Below are 17,708 nucleotides of genomic sequence, written 5' to 3'. Positions count from 1 at the left end.
TTGCCGACTGCCGACCCCAAACCCGATCCCGCCAAACAATCTGGTGAGGGGGCCCTTCGCCCTGCCGCGGGGAGCCCCCTCACCCGGCGCTGCCCACCGCCAGCCTGTGCCCCAATGGGGTTTCGTCTGCCCTGTCGCGGTCGCAGCGTCCATCTCAGTGTCCTGCCATGTGTTGTCCGATGGTGTTGCGGTCGGTGTCCTCGATGCGGGCCACGTAGTTGATCGTGCCGCCCGACATCACCGCCACCCGGTCGGCCAGTTCCAGGATCTCGTCGAGGTCCTCGCTCACCAGCAGCACCGCCGCGCCGCGGTTGCGCTGCTCCATGATCTGGCTGCGGATATCGGCCACCGAGGCGAAATCCAGCCCGAAGCAAGGGTTGGCGACGATCAGCACGTCGACATCGCCGCTGAGTTCGCGCGCCAGCACCGCCCGCTGCACATTGCCGCCCGAGAGCGTCTCGATCGGCGCGTCCGGCCCCTGGGTCTTCACCCGATACTTGGCGATCAGTTCCTTGGCCTTCTCGCGCATCGGCCCCGGCGACATCCACCAGCCGAGTTTCGCCACCGGCGGCTTGTCGAACGAGCGGAACGCCAGGTTCTCGGCAACGCTCATCCGCGGCACGGTGGCGTTCTTCAGCGGTTCCTCGGGCAGGCCGAAAACCTTGTAGCGGTCGAACGAGCCACGTTTGGGCCGGAAGAACTCGCCATTGATGTAGATGCCGCCATCAGACAGCGGCCGCTGCCCGCTCAGCGCTTCGACCAAAGCCGATTGACCGTTGCCCGATACCCCGGCAATGCCGACGATCTCGCCCGCTTTCACCTTGAGGTTGACCGATTTTATCGCCGGCAGCCCGTCATTGTCCTCGGCGAACAGCCCCGCCAGTTCCAGCCGATCCGGGCCTTCGGCGTGCGCCCGGCGCGCGGCGCGCTCCCGGATTGCCGTGTCGCCGATCATCATGGCGCTCATTTCGGGTACGCTCGCCGTCTTGGCGTCGCCCGCCCCGGTGAAGCGGCCGCGCCTGAGCACGGTGAAATGATCGCAAAAGGCTTTCACCTCGCGGAATTTGTGCGAGATCATCAGCACGGTGATCTCCTTGCGCTCCGCCATCCCGCCGAGCAGCCCCAGCATCTCGTCGGCCTCGCCCGGCGTCAGCACCGAGGTGGGTTCGTCGAGGATCATGAAGCGCTGGTCGAGATAGAGCAGCTTCAGGATTTCGAGCTTCTGTTTTTCGCCGGCCGACAGCGACGACACCTGGGTATCCATCGGCACCCGGAACGGCATCTGCTGCATGAAGGCGTCGAGGTGCTTCTTCTCTTTCGCCCAGTCGATGAGCTGTGGCGTATCGGCCCGCGAGATCACGAGGTTTTCCGCGCCCGTCAGGCACGGCACCAGGGTAAACTGCTGGTAGACCATGCCGATGCCGTTGGCCCGCGCATCCCGGGGCGAACGGATCGAAACCTCCTTCCCGTCGAGCTTAACCTGCCCTTTGTCGGCGCTGTAAAAGCCCATGATGCACTTGACCAGCGTCGACTTGCCGGCCCCGTTCTCGCCGAGCAGCGCATGGAACGAGCCGGCTTCGACCTTGATCGATACATCGTCGAGCGCCACCAGCGGCCCGAACACCTTGGTCATGCCGATGGCTTCGAGCGAGGGCGCGCGAGCGGCCATCACAGCACCTCCATCAGCGCTTCGGAGGTCGAGACGGCGCCGAACACCCCGCCCTGCATCTTGATCATGTCGATGGCAGCGAGGTGGTTGTCATGCTTGGTGGCGGCGCAGCAATCTTCCAGCAGCACGCATTCGAAGCCGCGATCGTTGGCCTCGCGCATCGTGGTGTGGACGCAAACATCGGTGGTGATGCCGGTGAGGACGATGTTGCGGATGCCCTTGAGCCGAAGGATCAGTTCGAGGTCGGTGGAGGCGAACGAACCCTTCCCCGGTTTGTCGATGATCGCCTCGCCCGGCTCCGGCGCCAGTTCCGGGATGATCTCCCAGCCAGGCTCGCCCCGCACCAGGATGCGCCCTTGCGGCCCCTGGTCGCCGATGCCGGCGCCGATCCGCTGCGAGCGCCAGCGCTTGTTGGCCGGCAGGTCCGAGAGGTCCGGCTTGTGGCCCTCGCGGGTATGGATGATCGGATAGCCCTTGCCGCGGAACGCCGCGAACAGCTTCTGCAACGGCACGATCGGCGCACGGGTCAGAGAAATGTCGTAGCCCATCGAGTCGACATAGCCGCCCGGCCCGCAGAAATCGGTCTGCATGTCGATGGCGATGAGCACGGTATTGTCGGGCCGGAGGTCGCCATCATAGGGCCAGGGATAGGGCGTCGAGGCGATGGTCCTGCCACCGGGCACGGCAGCAGCATCGATCCGTTCATCGGCAAGGCTCATTCGGCAGCCTCCTGGAAGGTTTCGCCATAACGGCGGGTCGGCTTGGCAAAGCCCGAGGGCGTCCCGTCAGTGACCTTCACGCTCGCCTCCCAGGGCAGCCGGTACTGCCCGGCGACGAGATCGCGCATGAAGGTGTAGGGGCAATCCTGCGCGCCACCGTCGACGGCCGTGAAGCCGCGGTGGCCGAGCTGGTAGATGTTGTTTTCGACGCCCCAGTTGGCCCGTGCCTCGCGCACCAGGTCAGGGCGCACCTCGGCGGTGATGATCTCGTCGGCCCGGCCGGTCGTGCCCTCGGCGACAATGCTGCCGTCGAAATCGACGATCATCGCCTCGCCCATCGAGTCGAACGTGCCGTCCGAGCCGCACATGCAGACATTGGCCGTCACCATCAGGTTGTGAAAGCTGTTCGCCTGGTTGGTGAAGCGCCAGGCCTGCCGGATCGGAGCGGTGTAGCCGGCGGTGCGCAGCATGATCTCGGCGCCCTTGTAGGCCGCCTCGCGCGCCATCTCGGGGAACATCCCGTCATGGCAGATGATCAGGCTCAGCTTGCAGCCTCTGGGCCCGTCGATCACCGGGATGCCGAGATCGCCCGGCTCCCACGGTTCTACCGGCACCCATGGGTGGAGCTTGCGATAGTAGAGCCTGAGCTCGCCCTGGTCGTCGATGATCAGGCCGGAATTGTAGGGGTTGCCGCCCGGATTGAGCTCCATGATGGAAAAGCAGCCCCAGATGGCGTTGGCCCGGCAGGCCGCCTTGAACGCCGCGACCTCCGGCCCATCCAGCGAACACATGATCGCCGGGTTGGTATCCATCGACAGCCCGTGCAGCGCGTATTCGGGGAATACCACGAGGTCCATGGTCCCGAGGTTCCGTCGCGCCTTGCCGACCATTTCGACGATACGGGCCGTCTGCCGCTCGAGGTCGGCCGGCGTCACCACCACCGGCAGTTGCAGCTGCACCAGCCCGATCACCACCCCATTGTCGGATTTGTTGAGACCGCCCAGACCACTCATGACAAGGTTTCACTCATCGGAACGCTCCTATTTGGTGATCGACAGTTCGCCCGGCACATCGCGGGCCGAACTCCTGGAGCCGGCTGAGATGATCATGATGATCAACGTCAGGATGTAGGGGGCGGCGTTGAAGAAGTAGTAGCCCTGGGAAATGCCGATCGACTGCAGCGACGGGCCTATCGCCCCCGCGGCTCCGAACAGCAGCGCCGCCCAGATGCACTTGATCGGATCCCTGCGCGCAAAGATCACCAGCGCCACGGCCATCAGCCCCTGCCCTGAGCTCAGCCCCTGGTTCCAGCTGCCCGGATAGTAGAGCGACAGGAACGCCCCGCCGATGCCGGCGAGGAAACCCCCCGCCGCGGTGGCGAGGAAGCGCACCAGGTCGACCGATACGCCCATCGCCTTGGCCGAGGCGGCGCTGTCGCCGGTCATCCTGACGATCAGCCCCCAGCGGGTGTTCCTGAACGCCCAGAACATGAAGATGGCGAGCGCAATGCCGACGAAGAACAGCGGGTTGACCTGCAGCGCCTGGGCCAAGGCCGGGTTGCCGGTCCAGTCGCCGAGCGCGATGGCATCGAGCCGCGGCGCTGTCGGCTGGATGAACGGCTTGCCGAAAAAGAAGGCGATACCCGTGCCAAAGCTCATCATGGCAATGCCGACGGCAATGTCGTTGACCCGCGGCAGCTTGCAGATATAGCCGTGCAGCGCGCCGAGAAAGAGCCCCGAACCGCCGGCGGCCAAGACGCCGAGCCAGGCATTGCCGGTGAGGTAACTCACCGCATAGGCGACCATGGCGCCGAGCACCAGGTTGCCCTCGAGCCCCAGGTTGATGCGGCCCGATTTCTCGGTGAGCGTTTCGCCCAAAGCCACGAACATGAAGGGGGTCGACACCCTTATGGCGCCGCCGAGCATGGCAATCAGCACGGTGAGCAATGCATTGTCCATCAGATGCGCTCCCCGCTCGCCTTGGGCTGGAACAGCTTGAACCGGCCGTAGAAGGTTTCAGACACCAGCAGCACCACGAACATGATCCCCTGCAGCACGAGGATGGTGGCGTCGGGCATGCCCATGCGCCGCTGGATCACCCCGCCGGCCGCCGCCAGCGCGCCGAACAGGATGGCGACCGGGATCACTGCAAGCGGGTTCTGCCGGGCAAGGAAGGCGACGAGAATGCCGGTGAAGCCATAGCCCGCCACCAGCGAGGCATTGGCCTGGCCGTGGATCGCCGCCACTTCGAAGAAGCCGGCAAGCCCGGCACAGGCTCCGGCAATGGCGCAGCACACCACCATCAGCATGCCCACCGGCAGGCCCTGCGCCCGCGCCGCCCTGAGGTTGCCGCCGGTCATCCTTGCCGCGAAGCCGAAGGTGGTGCGGCTCATCAGCACCCAGAGCAGGATGGCCAGCACGACACCTGCTGCAAAGCCCCAGTGCACGTCGGTGCCGGGGATCGAGCCGATCCGATAGGCATCGCCGATCGGCATGGTCGAAGGTTTGTTGGCCGAGGCCGGGTCGCGCAGCGCCCCCTCGACGAAGAAGTTCATGATGGCGATGGCGATATAGCTCATCAGCAACGAGGCGATGGTCTCGTTGACCCCGCGCGCGTATTTGAGCCAGCCGGTGAACCCCACCCACAGCCCGCCGACCAGCATGCCGGTCGCGGCCATCAGCAGTAGCGTCAGCGGCACCGGCGCCGCGCTCGACACCAGCGGAATGGCGATCGCCGCGGCGGTGAATCCACCCAGCACCAGCGCCCCCTCCCCGCCGATCATGGTGAGCCCGATGCGGGCCGGAATGGCGAAGGCGAGGCCAGTGAGGATCAGCGGCGCGGCCCGCTGCAGCGAGTTCTGGATCGAGAACGACGAGCCGAACCCGCCGGTCCAGATCAGCTGGTAGAACTGGATCGGGTCCTTGCCGATGGCGAGGAGGAACAGTGCAAACAGCAGTGCGGACACCACCAGTGCGCCGACGGGAATGGCGATCGACTCGGCGAAGCGGAGCACCTGCAGGTTGGCGCCAGGATTGGCGGCGGCTGCGGTGCTGTCGGCGGTTTCAGCGGTCATGTTGCACTCCGCACTTTCCGAAAGGCCCCCTCACCCGGATTGCTGGCGCAATCCGACCTCTCCCCCAAGGGAGAGGTAGCGGCGGGGCAGGATCTCGCCACCCCACCACCTCTCCCTTGGGGGAGAGGTCGGCGCGCAGCGCCGGGTGAGGGGGCCTTTTTTCGGGACATATGGGCTACTGCCGGCTCAAGTGATCGAGCCCTGCACGCCCTCGAGCAGCCAGTTCATGCCGTCGAGATACGGGTCGTAATTGTCGTAGTCCTTGTCGACCACGACATTGCCGGCATTGTCCTTGAGCGTGCCCTTGTAGATCGGCGCTCCGCCGACCAGCGCGGCGATGGCGGCATCGGCCGCGGCGATCGCCTCGGGCGTGGCGCCCGCGCCATAGGGCGTGTTGCGCAGCATGTCGTTGTTGTAGCCGCCGACGAGGAAGTTGGGCGGGGTTTTGCCGGCGGCGATATCGTCGGCATAGGATTTGTAGATCGTCTCCCACTTGTATTCGGCGCCGGTGATGAAGCCCTTGGGCGCCAGCGGCGCCTGGCTGGCATTGTGGCCGGCGGTCTTCACGCCGCGGCCCTCGGCGGTCTCGATCACCACCTTGGGGCTGTCGACGTGGCAGGTGATCACCTCGCAGCCGGCATCGACCAGCGCGTTGGTGGCCTCCGCCTCGCGCACCGGCAGGCTCCACTCGCCGGTGAAGATCACCTGCACCGTGGCATTGGGGTTTACCGAACGCGCCCCGAGCAGCGCCGAGTTGATGTTACTGAGCACCGACGGGATGGGCTTGGCCGCCACGAACCCGATCTTGCCGCCCGACGACAGCCCCGCCGCCACGCCATTCACGTAGTGCGCCTGGTTGAGGTAGGGGAAGTACGAGCCGGCATTGGCCGGGTCTTTGTCCTTGTTCCACAAGGGCGCCGCATGCCGGAAGGTGACGTCGGGATATTTCTTGGCCAGTTCGACCACGAACGGATTGTAATAGCCGAACGAGGTGGCGAGGATCAGGTTGGCGCCATCGAGGTTGATCATCGACTCCATGGACTTGGCCACGGCGTCGGTCTCGGGCACATTCTCTTCTTCCACCACGGTGATGCCGGGCAGTGCCTTCAGCGATTCCACCGATACGGCATGCGCCTGGTTCCAGCCGAAATCATCCTTCGGCCCGACATAGACGATGCCCAGCACGACATTGGTCTGCGCCCGGGCGATCCCAAATGGCAGCGCCGATGCGGCAAGCCCGGCTGCACCGACCTTGAGCAACCTGCGGCGTGAGATAGCGGTTAGTGTCATGACGTCTTCCCCTGGATTGCACCTTTGGGCGCCGCCTTCTGAGCCCGACGCCGGTATCCATGAAGGTCAATGCAATCCATGTGCCAAGCCGGAGCGGCGCCCGATCGGCGCCATTCCATCAACGATTCCAGCGCATTGGGTGGAATGACCGGAGAATGCTGCTTGCCGGGCTTGAGCAATGAATGCTTAATGCATCCGCACGATCGAACTAACTGCCTACAATTTGATCACGTGCACGTGCATTGCATACAATACGTTGATCATAACTAACCAAGGACGTCTCGCCCATGGCTGACTGGATACCGATTGCTTTGGGCCGCGACGTGCCTGACGGAGTCACGCGGGCGGTGATCGTCGATAACCGTGAAGTGATGATCTGGCGCGGCGAGGATGGCATGGCGCATGTATGGGAGGATCGCTGCCCGCATCGCGGCATGCGGCTGAGCCTCGGCTTCGTGCGCGGCAACGCGCTGAACTGCCTCTACCACGGCTGGCAATATGGCGCCGGCGCCAACTGCCTGCGCATCCCGGCCCACCCGGATCTCACCTTACCGCCCACCATCCGCGCCAATGCCTATGCCGCTGCCGAGACCGGCGGCATGGTGTGGATGAACGGCGACAGTGCGGACCCACCACCGCTGCTGCCCGAGCAGACCCCGGTGGTCAGCCTCGCCGTCGAAGCGGCGCCGGAACGGGTACTTGCCGCGCTGGGTGGCTCGACTGCGCAGCCGCTGATCGCCCTGCCCTTCGCCGGCGGCGCCCTGCAGGTCGGCTGGCACCGTGCACATGCCGCAAAGACCATGCTGCATGCGACTGGCGCCGACGTCGATATCGCCGCCGCCACGGCGCATCTGCGGGCCCTGCGCCAGAACCTCGAACAGGGTGCCGCCGCATGAGCCTCACCGACGACCGGGCCGCGCTCGACCAATGGTACACGCTGGGCGCGCTCCAGGATTTCCCCATTGGCGCCGAGGTCCACTCCCGCCTCCTCGGTGAAGATCTCAGCGTCCGCCGGCTTGCCGACAGCATCGAGGTCCGCGCCGCCGACCGCGCCCTCACCGTCCGGACCGATTACGGGCACCTGTGGACCAGTTTCGGCACTCCGGAGCGCGACCTGTTCGAGCTGCCCGAAACCCGCGAGTCGGATCGCCGCTGGATCCATTGCGGCCCGGTCCGCGTCCGCGCCTCCGGCCTGCGGCTGGTCGAGAATTTCCTCGATCTCGCCCACTTCCCCTATGTCCACACCGATATCCTCGGCTCCGAGGATCATCCGGAGGTGGCCAAATACGAGGTCGAACAGCGCCGCGATGTCGATGAGCTTTGGGCCACCAAATGCGAGTTCTACCAGCCCAAGGCGGCTGCCGCTTCCGACGAAGGGCAGATCAGCAAGTACATGTACCGGGTGGTGAGCCCGTTCAACGTCATGCTCTACAAGACCCCACCCACCGCACCCGACCGCTGGGACGTCATCGCGCTGTTCGTGCAGCCCGTCGATGAAGCGGTGTCGGTCGCCCACGCCTTCATGCTGGTGATCGACGCGACCAGCACCGACGCCGAACTCAGCGCCTTCCAGCAGATGATCTTCGTCCAGGACAAGATCGTGCTCGAGAACCAGCGCCCATCGCTGCTGCCGCTGCAGCCGGGCCGCGAAACCCCGACCCGCGCCGACCTCAGCTCGGTGCTCTATCGCCGCTGGCTGAAAGAAAAGCAGCTCCGTTTCGGCACCGAACCGCGCACGGATCTGCCCAATGCCTAAGCTCTACGACTACGTGCTTTCGGGAAGCTGCTACAAGGTGCGCCTGCTGCTCAGCATGCTCGGCATCGCCTATGAGGCGCAGGCGGTGGATTTCTTCCCTGGCCGCGCGCACAAGCAGCCGGACTTCCTGGCGCTGAACCCGCTCGGCCAGCTGCCGGTGTTCGAGGATGAGGGCCTGGTGCTGCGCGACGCGCAGGCGATCCTCTGCCACCTCGCCAACAAATACGACACCTCGGGCCAGTGGCTGCCACGGGACGAGCGCTTCGGCCCTGCCATGATGTGGCTGAGCTTTGCCGGCGGCGAACTGATGGCGATCTCCGGCGCCCGGATGATCGCCATGCTGAACTATCCCGGCGATCTCGCCGCGCTGCAGGCCAAGGCCCGCACCGCCCTCCGCCTCCTCGACGACCACCTCGCCGACCGCGCCCAGGCAGGAAAACTATGGATCGTCGGCGAGACCCCGACCATCGCCGACATCGCCACGTTCCCCTATGTGGCGCTGAGCCACGACGCCGGCATCGGCCACGAGGATTATCCGGCAATCAACCTGTGGCAACGCCAGGTCCGGAAACTGCCGGGATTTGTGGGCATGCCGGGAGTGCCGGATTACTTCTAGTGCCAGTAGTCGGCGCACCTCTCCCGCTTGCGGGGGAGGGGGACCAGCCGAAGGCTGGTGGAGGGGGGTGCCCCACGCACTGACATTGGGCAGATGGGCAAAGGCCGGTGTTTGTGGCTCCCCCCTCCACCACGCTTCGCGCGGTTCCCCTCCCCCGCTAGCGGGAGAGGTTTCGCCGACTGCAAGCTAGTGAACCAAGCCTCAGCCCCGCACCTCAAACCCATTCCCCACCGGCCCCGCCTCATCCACCGCTTCGATCGTCTCGACCAGCGCTTCCAGCGGCCCGAGCGTGCAGGCCATCTCCAGTGCCCCGACCAGCGCCTCCGGCCCTGCGGCCACCAGCGTCACCGCCGCGCCGTCAGCGCTCACCCAGCCACGGATATCGAGCCAGCGGGCCCGCTCGGCGACGAATGTCAGATAGCTCGCCACCTCCAGCCGGCCGCTGATCGCATAGCGTCGCCGCACCGGCGCGCCGCCTTCGATATCGGTGGAATAGTGATTGTGCACGCCAACAGCCTATCGTCGCCACCTCGAGCGCGAAAGGGCTCAAGCGATGGCCGGCGTGCGCCTCGCCAGCACCAACCGCCCCACCTGCACCAGGTTAAGCACAATGAAGAACACATTCCACGCCACGACGTTCAACATCGGCGTTGGCTGGCTGTAGAAATACACGGCGAGACAGCAGGCCGCGGTCACCGTGAGGAGGCGCAGGCGCAGCATGTCCATGGTGAAATAGGCGATCACGTAGAGCACGTTGGCCGCGTTGATGAGGATGTCCATCGAATTCTCTCATGGCTGGAGGTGAAGCTGGCGCCCGGGTTCAACTCCGGGCGCCACGCGATCAGTCGCCGCCGAATTCGGACTTGAAGGTCGCGAAGTCGATCTGCATGCCGTTGAGCACGGTGCTCCAGTGGCGGACATAGGCTGCCTGAGCCACGGCCTCGGCGACCTCGGCGTCCGTGGCGCCGCTGCCCTTGGCCGTCTTGGTCTCGAGCCAGATGCAGTACTGGCACGGACTCTGCGCCGCGACGGCGAGGTTGATCAGCGCTTTGACCTTCGGCTCGAGCACGTTGCTCTCATCGAACAGCAGGCCCTTGGTCATCGCCCAGGCGCCGGCCACCGCCGATGGCGGGTAGGCCTTCACGTGGCTGGGCAGCACGCCGAGTGTCGCCTCTACATCCTGGTAGGTCTCTTCCGCGGTGGGGAACTCGGCGGCGCCGGCGAACGAGAACAGCGACAGCGTGGCTGTGACGGCAAGCGCTGCGATGGTGATGGTCTTTTTCATGAATTGGTCCTTGTCTTTCAGGTTGTGGCGGCTGACGTGCCGCCGATGGACCAGCCGTCTAGTCGTGTGGCCGCCTGGCTGATAGGTTGGTTTCCGACGAAAACGGTTCAGATCGGACAAAACGAATGCCTATCGCCGACGAAAAGCCCCTGCTCGTCGCCGTCGTGGCGACGCCACACACGGGTACTGCCGGCACCTTCATCGCCATGGATCTGCTTGCCACTGTGGGCACCTATTGGCAGATGCTGCATGGCGAAGCGGGCGGCATGCCGCGGTTCCTGCCGCGACTCGTCACCTTCGATGGCGAGCCCTATCGCGATTATCACGGCGTGCTGATCACCCCGCATGGCGCCTTCGCCGATTTTCCCGCGCCTGACATCGTCATGATCCCCGACCTGACGCTCAGCCCGCACGAGCCCATCCCCAACACCTTCGCGCCGATCGCCGACTGGATCCGTTCGACCTACGAAAGAGGGGCAATCGTCGCCTCGATGTGCTCGGCCACCTTGCTGCTCAGCGAAACCGGCTTGCTCGATGGCGAGGAGGCCACCTCGCATTGGGGGTTTTGCGATGTGATCAAGGCCCGCCACCCCGGCATCGTCATGCGCAAAGAGCGCGTCCTGGTGCTGGCGGGCGATGGCCACCGGCTGATCACCACCGGCGGCTTCGCCTCATGGCACGATCTGCTGCTCTACCTGGTCGGGCGCCTGGCCGGCCAGGAGGAAGCTCGCCGCCTGGCCAAGCTCTTCCTGCTCGATTGGCACAGCGACGGCCAACTCCCCTATGCAGCGCTGACCGTCGGCCGCAAGCATGAGGACCCGCTGGTCACGGCGGCGCAAGTCTGGGTCGCCGACAACTATCGCACCCCCAACCCGGTCGCCGCGATGGCCGCCGAGAGCGGCCTCACCGAGCGGAGCTTCCTCCGCCGCTTCAAGCGCGCCACCGGCCAGTCACCGATCGAGTACGTGCAGACCCTGCGCATCGAGGAGGCCAAGCAGATGCTGGAAACCAGCGACGCGCCGTTCGACGAGATCGCAGCCGAAATCGGCTACACCGAACCCTCCGCCTTCCGCCACCTGTTCCGCAAACTGGTCGGCGTCACGCCGTCCGCCTACCGCCGCCGCCATCAGCGCCCGCTGTCGGAGACGGAGCGGCAGTCGGGGTGACTGGTCGCGCTGATTACCGACCGTGCCCCAGCGTCCCCTCGCCCCTTTGGGGAGAGGGGTGAGGCGGTGCCACATGCTGGACGAGCCAGCACGCCGAGAAGCTGAACCCCTCACCCGAGCTCCGCTAGCTCGCTAACGCTCGCAAGCTGCGCTTGCCCTCTCCCCTCAGGGGAGAGGGAGCCCCACCCGCGCCGTCGAACCGCGCTCGACCAGCGTCACCGGCAGCACCACATCCACCGTCGGCCGCTGCCGGTCATCGAGCCGCGAGATCAACAGGTCGGTCGCCTGGCTGCCGAGTTCGGCCAGTGGCTGGCGGATGGTGGTCAAATCGATCAGCGGCCAGCTCGCCCATTGCATATCATCGAAGCCGAACACCGAGACATCGCTCGGCGCGCTCATGCCGCTGTCCTTGAGCACGCTGAGCGCAGCGATGGCGACGAGGTCGTTGACGCAGGCGATCATCGTCACCTCGCGCCGACGGATCGCCTCGACGGCCGCCGGCGGCAGCTGCGGCACCAGGTGGACGTTCACCTCCCACACCAGCTCAACTCGTCCAGCCGCGGCATCGACGAAGCCCTGGCGACGCTCGAAGCTGCTGGTCAGATCCTGGAAGCCCGACAGCATGCCGATGCGGCGGTGGCCGAGCGCGATGGCGTGCTCGGCCATCAGGCGGCCGCCCGCATAGTGGTCGGCATGCACGCTGTCGAGCCCGGGGAATCTCGCGTCGAGCGACACGATCGGGAAGAGCGGCGGGTCAGCCAGCTTGAAGTTGGGGTGCAAGAGCGCCACCGCCCCATCGACACCGTGCTTGGCGAGGGTACGCACCACCTTTTCCTCGCGCATCGGCGCATTGCCGGAATCGATCACCAGCGTCGCATAGCCATGCGCCTCGGCGCGCAGCTGCACCGCCTGGGCGATTTCCGGGAACACCGGGCTGGTGAGAGTGGGCAGGATACAGCCGATAATGTTGTTGCGGCCGGTCTTCAGCGCCCGCGCCGCATTGTTGCGCGAATAGCCGAGTTCCTTCGCTACCCGCCGCACCAGCGCATCGACTTCCGGCGTGACCTTGTTGAGATCGTTGAGAACATAGGACACCGTCGCCGAGGAGACCCCGGCGACCTTCGCCACGTCCTTGATGGTCGGGCTCCTGCCCCTGCTCATCTGATCCCACGCCCCTGTCGCCATCTGTGGACGAAGTTCATTGCGATGCCAATAGCTTAGGACACCACTGCGAAAACCATCTTGACTCCCCCTATAGCACCTCGCTTATCTATTTACACGATTAAACGACCGGATCGTTCAGTTTCATCGGATCGCTATGGAGGAGTCTTTCATGTCCAAATCCCTAACCCGCGTGGCGTTGCGCCGCGCTGCCCTCGGGCTGGTCAGCGCCACCGCGCTGCTCGCCGCCACTGCTGCCGGCGCCCTCGCCGCCGACAAGGTGCTGCTGCTGGTCAACGGCGCCCTCGGCGACAAGTCCTTCTTCGACTCGGCCAACAAGGGCATCGAGGAAATCAAGGCGAAGTACGGCGACGAGGTCGAGACCAAGGTGCTCGAGATCGGCGACGATCCGACCGGCTGGGAGCCGGCTTTGCTCGAAGTTTCCGAGCAGGATTGGGACCTGATCATCGGCGGCACCTTCTCGCTCTCGGAAACCCTGGGCGCCGTGGCGGACCAGTACCCGGACAAGAAATACATCCTGTTCGATGCGAGCCTGCCCTTCGAAGGCGGCGCCTACCCCAATGTCTACGCCGTGCAGTACAAGCAGAACGAAGGCTCCTACCTCGGCGGCATCCTCGCCGCGGGCCTGTTGAAGTCCGGCCTCCCGGCCGATGCCGGCACGGCGCTCGGCTTCCTCGGCGGCATGGATATCCCCGTCATCAACGACTTCCTTGTCGGCTACATCGCCGGCGCCCAGTCGGTCACCCCCGACGTCAAGGTGTCGGTTGCCTATGCCGGCTCGTTCACCGATGCGGCCAAGGGCAAGGAACTGGGGCTCGCCCAATATCGCTCCGGCGTGGCGCTCGGCTTCATCGCCGCCTCGCAGGCTGGCCTCGGCCAGGCCGCTGCCGCCAAGGAAACCGGCAAGTTCGTGCTCGGCGTTGATTCCGACCAGGAGGCGATCTTCGCTGAAAGCGACCCTGGTATTGCCAGCCAGGTGGTGAGCTCGGTGTTGAAGAACGTCGATGTCAGCCTCGTCCGGGCCTACGACCTCTACAAGGAGGGTAAGCTCCCCTTCGGGTCGGCCGAAACCGTCGGCCTCGCTGAAGGCGCCGTCGGCATCGTCGAGACCGGTAACTACGAAAAGCTCGCCTCCGCCGAAACCAAGGCCGCCATCGCCGCCGCCAAGCAGAAGATCGCTTCGGGCGAAGTGGTCGTGCCGACCGCCTTCGGCATGGACACCGCCGCGATCAACGCCATTCGCGACGCCGTCCGTCCGTAAGCGCCGATGAGCAACTCGCCGCAAATGGCCGAAGGCCCCATCGTCTCGTTCCGGGGGGTATCCAAGACCTACCCGAACGGCACCGTGGCCCTCACCGATGCCACCTTCGATATTCGAAGGGGTGCAATCCACGCCATTTGCGGCGAGAACGGCGCCGGCAAATCGACGCTGATGAAGATCCTGTTCGGGCTCGAAAGCCCGAGCGCCGGCGAGGTGCGGATCGACGGCGCTGCCGTCGATCCCGCGACGCCGGATTTCGCAGGCAGGCACGGCATCGGCATGGTGCACCAGCATTTCTCTCTGGTGCCCATCCTCACCGTCACCGAAAACATCATTCTCGGCCACGAGCCGCGCTCCTCGATCTTTATCGATCGCTCCAGGGCGCGTCGCCAGGTGGTCGAACTCAGCCAGCGCTTCGACCTCGCCGTCGATCCCGATGCGGTGACCGACACGCTCTCGGTCGCCGCGCAGCAGAAGGTCGAAATCCTCAAAGCCCTGTCGCGCGACACCCGCCTGCTCATCCTCGACGAGCCCACGGCGGTGCTGTCGCCGCCCGAAATCGAGGAACTGTTCAATCGCCTGCGCGATCTGTGCGCCGCGGGCATGACCATCCTCTTCATCTCCCACAAGCTGCACGAAGTGCGGGCGCTGGCCGAAACCGTCACCGTGCTGCGCGCCGGCAAGGTGGTGGGCACCACGCCGCTCGCCGAGGTCGACGACACGACAATCACCCGCATGGTGATGGGTAGGGATGTCGACGTGCCGCGCCGCCAGCGGCAGCGCACCGACGCGCCGGTGGTGCTCGAACTCGACCGCGTTTCCACCCGCTCGCGCGACCCGGCCGACCGGATCGAGGACATCTCGCTATCGATCCGCGCCGACGAGATCGTCGGCATTGCCGGGGTCGATGGCAGCGGCCAGCGCGGCCTCGTCGGCGTGCTGAGCGGCCTGATGCACCCGGCCACCGGCCACATCCGGTTGGCCGGCGCCGACATGTCGCGCGCCGCGGCGCCCGACTGGCGCAGGGCCGGCCTCGCCTACCTGCCCGCCGATCGCTATGCCCGCGGCGGTACCGCTGCCCTCAGCCTCGCCGATAACGCCATTGCCGGCACCGATGGCGACAAGGCGCTGCACTGGGGCCCCTTCCTCCGCCGCGGCGCGATCAGGAAGCGCGTGCAGCAGATGATCGCTGATTACGCGGTGCGGGCCGGCGGCACCGGCGAGCGGTTGGATTCACTGTCGGGCGGCAATGCCCAGAAGCTGATCGCGGCGCGCGAACTTGCCGGCTCACCGAAACTGCTGATCGCCGACCAGCCGACCCGCGGCGTCGATGTCGCGGCCGCGGCGCTGCTGCATGCCCGCATCGATCAAGCCGCCCGCAACGGCGCCGCCGTGCTGCTGATCACCGCCGATCTCGATGAGCTCTTGCGCCTCGCCGATCGCGTGCTGGTGCTGTTCAACGGCAAGATCGTCGCCGATCTCGCAAACCATGCCGGCCTGACGCCCGCGGCGCTCGGCCCCTATATGCTCGGGCTGGAGACGGCTGCATGACCCGCTCCATCCTTGCCGGCCTCACCGAATTCGCCCTCACCGCGCTCGTCATCGCCCTGGTGATCCTCGCCGTGCTGGTGCCACTGGCGCTGTCGCAGCCCGATCCGTTCGAGGTACTGCGGCTGTTCATCCTCGGCCCGTTCGGCACCATCCGCCATATGGGCAACATTCTAGAGGCGGCGACGCCGACCATGATGACCGGTCTCGCCGCGACCATCATTTTCCGCGCCGGCATGTTCAACCTCGGCGTCGAGGGCAGCTTCTTCCTCGGCGGCCTCGCCGCTGCCGCGACCGCCGTGCTGCTGCCGCTGACCGGGCTCGTCGCCACGCCCGCTGCGATCCTCATCGGCGCCCTGGTCGGCTCGCTCGCCTGCATCGTGCCGGGTTATCTGCGGGTGCGCTTCGGCGCTTCCGAGATGGTCAACTCGCTGGTCCTGAACTTCGCCTTCCTGTTCGCCGGGGTCTACTTCCTCAACTACGTGCTGCGCGACCCCAATGCCGGCGCGCTGATGTCCTACAAGCTGCCAGCCGATTTCACCCTTGATCGGCTGCTGCAGGGCACCCGGCTTCATACCGGTGTGGTCATCGCCTTCGTCGCGTGCCTCCTCGGCGGCATCTGGCTCTATGGCACCCGCTCCGGCCTCAATATCCGCATTGTCGGCTCGAGCCCCGGCTTTGCCAGCCATCTCGGCCTCGCTTCCTCCAAGCTGCTGACGCAGGCGCAGATCGCCGGCGGGCTGATTGCCGGCATGGCCGGCGCCATCGAAGTGCTCGGGCTCTATAGCCGCTTCTCCTGGACGGCCCTGCCCGGCCATGGCTGGACCGGCATCACCGTCGCCATCCTCGCCCGCGAGAACCCGTTCCTCGTCATCCCGGCCGCCCTGTTCCTCGCCTACCTGCAGGTCGGCGGCGACATGCTGGCGCGCAACCTCGACGTGCCCTCAGAAATCGTCGGGCTGGTCACTGCCGCCATCATGCTGGCCGTCACCGCGGCCGCCATCTTCCGCCACCCGGCCTTCCTGCGGTTGATCCGCGACATCAAGGGCCAGGAGCAAGGCGCATGATCGAGTTCTTTGGCGCCATCGGCGATCCCGCCATCTTCGCCACCGTGCTGAGGGTGATGACCCCGCTGCTGCTCGCAGCACTCGGCGTCCTGATCTCCGATCGGGCAGGCGTCCTCAATATCGGCATGGAAGGCATCATGCTGTCGGGCGCGCTGATCGGGGTGCTGGTCAGCGCCGCCACCGCCAACCCGTTCCTCGGGCTGCTCGCCGCCTTGGTCGGCGGCGGGTTGCTCGGCGCCCTGATGGCGTTCTTCATCAATGGTCTCGGGACCCAGTTCATCATCACCGGAATCGCGCTGAACATGGCAGCGCTGGCCGCGACGACGCTGGGCCTGTTCCTTGCCACCGGCGACAAGGGGATGTCGGGCGCGCTGAAAAGCGGCGTGCTGCCCGATATCGACATCCCCTTGCTCGGCGACGTGCCGGTGCTCGGCCCGCTGCTTTCCGGGCACCACATGCTGACCTATGTGGCGATCCTCGCCGTGCCGGCCGTCGCCATCATGCTGGCCCGCACCCCGTTCGGCCTCCATGTCCGCGCCGTCGGCTCCGACCCCAAGGCGGCGGCTGCCGCCGGCATCTCGCGCAATCGCGTGCAGCTCTATGCCCTCACCCTCTCGGGCGTCTTCGGCGGCGCGGCCGGCGCCTACCTCTCGATGGGCTATGTCAGCTGGTTCGCCCAGAACATGACCGCCGGCCGCGGCTTCATCGCGCTCGCCGCCGAGGTGATGGGCATGGGCACCGCCTGGGGCACCTTCGCCGCGGCCGCCGTGCTCGGCATCGCCGAAACCGTCGCCATCACCATGCAGACCAAAGGCCTGCCCAGTGAGCTGATGCAGATGATCCCCTACATCGTGCCAGCCGTCATGCTCACCGTTTACGCGGCGCGCCGACAGGCCAGAGCCCGCAAGATTTCCTGACCACCCCTAGATACGAGAGTAGCCCATGAAAGCCTGGGAACTGACCCGCGACCTGCTGCGCGACACCCTGCCGATCGTCCGCACTGCCGAAGAGCAGACCTGGGACGCCAGCGCCATCATGAATGGCGGCGACATGCTGATGGCGATGTACTGGCAGAG

General features: G+C 66.0%; 18 protein-coding genes. 8 read left to right on the top strand and 10 right to left on the bottom strand.

Annotation, left to right across the window (positions count from 1 at the left end):
- Window positions 1-154 precede the first annotated feature (154 nt).
- The 6 genes from VGV07_RS15740 to VGV07_RS15715 form a co-directional block, all read right to left on the bottom strand.
- On the bottom strand, window positions 155-1,669 hold the full coding sequence (locus tag VGV07_RS15740; RefSeq protein WP_326869670.1) for an ABC transporter ATP-binding protein: 1,515 nt from the start codon (window positions 1,667-1,669) through the stop codon (window positions 155-157).
- Window positions 1,669-2,388, bottom strand: a complete 720-nt coding sequence (locus VGV07_RS15735; protein WP_414649961.1) for a cysteine hydrolase family protein — start codon at window positions 2,386-2,388, stop codon at window positions 1,669-1,671. The genes VGV07_RS15740 and VGV07_RS15735 overlap by 1 nt, the downstream gene beginning before the upstream one ends.
- Window positions 2,385-3,401, bottom strand: a complete 1,017-nt coding sequence (locus tag VGV07_RS15730) for a formamidase (protein ID WP_326869669.1) — start codon at window positions 3,399-3,401, stop codon at window positions 2,385-2,387. Before VGV07_RS15730 ends, VGV07_RS15735 begins: the two co-directional genes overlap by 4 nt.
- A 27-nt stretch (window positions 3,402-3,428) precedes the next feature.
- Window positions 3,429-4,346 (bottom strand): ABC transporter permease, encoded by a 918-nt coding sequence (locus VGV07_RS15725; protein ID WP_326869668.1) that lies wholly within the window; start codon window positions 4,344-4,346, stop codon window positions 3,429-3,431.
- Complete coding sequence (locus VGV07_RS15720) at window positions 4,346-5,461, bottom strand: ABC transporter permease (RefSeq protein WP_326869666.1); 1,116 nt, start codon at window positions 5,459-5,461, stop codon at window positions 4,346-4,348. Before VGV07_RS15720 ends, VGV07_RS15725 begins: the two co-directional genes overlap by 1 nt.
- A gap of 186 nt (window positions 5,462-5,647) precedes the next feature.
- Window positions 5,648-6,751 carry a BMP family ABC transporter substrate-binding protein gene (locus tag VGV07_RS15715; protein WP_326869665.1) on the bottom strand — a complete coding sequence of 368 codons (1,104 nt, stop codon included), beginning with the start codon at window positions 6,749-6,751 and terminating at the stop codon, window positions 5,648-5,650.
- A 287-nt stretch (window positions 6,752-7,038) separates the two neighbouring features.
- Between VGV07_RS15715 and VGV07_RS15710 the strand changes: the two genes are divergently transcribed.
- From VGV07_RS15710 to VGV07_RS15700, 3 genes are read left to right on the top strand one after another with little or no spacing between them, the layout of a single operon-like run.
- A complete protein-coding gene (locus VGV07_RS15710; protein ID WP_326869664.1) occupies window positions 7,039-7,647 on the top strand; it encodes a Rieske 2Fe-2S domain-containing protein in 609 nt (202 codons plus the stop codon).
- Window positions 7,644-8,507: an aromatic ring-hydroxylating dioxygenase subunit alpha gene (locus VGV07_RS15705; RefSeq protein ID WP_326869663.1), complete on the top strand. Its 864-nt coding sequence runs from the start codon at window positions 7,644-7,646 to the stop codon at window positions 8,505-8,507. The genes VGV07_RS15710 and VGV07_RS15705 overlap by 4 nt, the downstream gene beginning before the upstream one ends.
- Window positions 8,500-9,123, top strand: coding sequence for a glutathione S-transferase family protein (locus tag VGV07_RS15700; protein WP_326869662.1), 624 nt, complete (start codon window positions 8,500-8,502; stop codon window positions 9,121-9,123). Before VGV07_RS15705 ends, VGV07_RS15700 begins: the two co-directional genes overlap by 8 nt.
- A 201-nt stretch (window positions 9,124-9,324) precedes the next feature.
- Here the strand turns inward: VGV07_RS15700 and VGV07_RS15695 are convergent, their stop codons facing one another.
- The 3 genes from VGV07_RS15695 to VGV07_RS15685 all read right to left on the bottom strand — a co-directional run bounded on the left by VGV07_RS15695 (window position 9,325) and on the right by VGV07_RS15685 (window position 10,408).
- Complete coding sequence (locus tag VGV07_RS15695) at window positions 9,325-9,630, bottom strand: acylphosphatase (protein WP_326869661.1); 306 nt, start codon at window positions 9,628-9,630, stop codon at window positions 9,325-9,327.
- A gap of 39 nt (window positions 9,631-9,669) precedes the next feature.
- Complete coding sequence (locus tag VGV07_RS15690) at window positions 9,670-9,903, bottom strand: hypothetical protein (RefSeq protein ID WP_326869660.1); 234 nt, start codon at window positions 9,901-9,903, stop codon at window positions 9,670-9,672.
- Window positions 9,904-9,964: 61 nt separating this feature from the next.
- On the bottom strand, window positions 9,965-10,408 hold the full coding sequence (locus VGV07_RS15685; RefSeq protein WP_326869659.1) for a carboxymuconolactone decarboxylase family protein: 444 nt from the start codon (window positions 10,406-10,408) through the stop codon (window positions 9,965-9,967).
- 125 nt (window positions 10,409-10,533) lie between these two features.
- On the opposite strand from VGV07_RS15685, the gene VGV07_RS15680 reads away from it, so the two are divergent.
- A complete protein-coding gene (locus VGV07_RS15680; protein ID WP_326869658.1) occupies window positions 10,534-11,574 on the top strand; it encodes a GlxA family transcriptional regulator in 1,041 nt (346 codons plus the stop codon).
- Between the two features lie 165 nt (window positions 11,575-11,739).
- Here the strand turns inward: VGV07_RS15680 and VGV07_RS15675 are convergent, their stop codons facing one another.
- Complete coding sequence (locus VGV07_RS15675) at window positions 11,740-12,735, bottom strand: LacI family DNA-binding transcriptional regulator (RefSeq protein WP_326869657.1); 996 nt, start codon at window positions 12,733-12,735, stop codon at window positions 11,740-11,742.
- 172 nt (window positions 12,736-12,907) lie between these two features.
- Between VGV07_RS15675 and VGV07_RS15670 the strand changes: the two genes are divergently transcribed.
- The 4 genes from VGV07_RS15670 to VGV07_RS15655 are packed head-to-tail and all read left to right on the top strand — an operon-like array spanning window position 12,908 to window position 17,549.
- Window positions 12,908-14,017: a BMP family ABC transporter substrate-binding protein gene (locus VGV07_RS15670; protein ID WP_326869656.1), complete on the top strand. Its 1,110-nt coding sequence runs from the start codon at window positions 12,908-12,910 to the stop codon at window positions 14,015-14,017.
- A 6-nt stretch (window positions 14,018-14,023) separates the two neighbouring features.
- Window positions 14,024-15,568: an ABC transporter ATP-binding protein gene (locus tag VGV07_RS15665; RefSeq protein WP_414649960.1), complete on the top strand. Its 1,545-nt coding sequence runs from the start codon at window positions 14,024-14,026 to the stop codon at window positions 15,566-15,568.
- A complete protein-coding gene (locus tag VGV07_RS15660; RefSeq protein WP_326869654.1) occupies window positions 15,565-16,632 on the top strand; it encodes an ABC transporter permease in 1,068 nt (355 codons plus the stop codon). Before VGV07_RS15665 ends, VGV07_RS15660 begins: the two co-directional genes overlap by 4 nt.
- Complete coding sequence (locus VGV07_RS15655) at window positions 16,629-17,549, top strand: ABC transporter permease (RefSeq protein WP_326869653.1); 921 nt, start codon at window positions 16,629-16,631, stop codon at window positions 17,547-17,549. The genes VGV07_RS15660 and VGV07_RS15655 overlap by 4 nt, the downstream gene beginning before the upstream one ends.
- The last annotated feature ends 159 nt before the right edge of the window (window positions 17,550-17,708 follow it).

Origin of the sequence: Devosia sp. (assembly GCF_035944845.1) — a bacterium.
Classification (GTDB): domain Bacteria; phylum Pseudomonadota; class Alphaproteobacteria; order Rhizobiales; family Devosiaceae; genus Devosia_A.
Note: the sequence above shows the minus strand (reverse complement) of the source record. Positions and strands in the feature narration are given on the sequence as shown.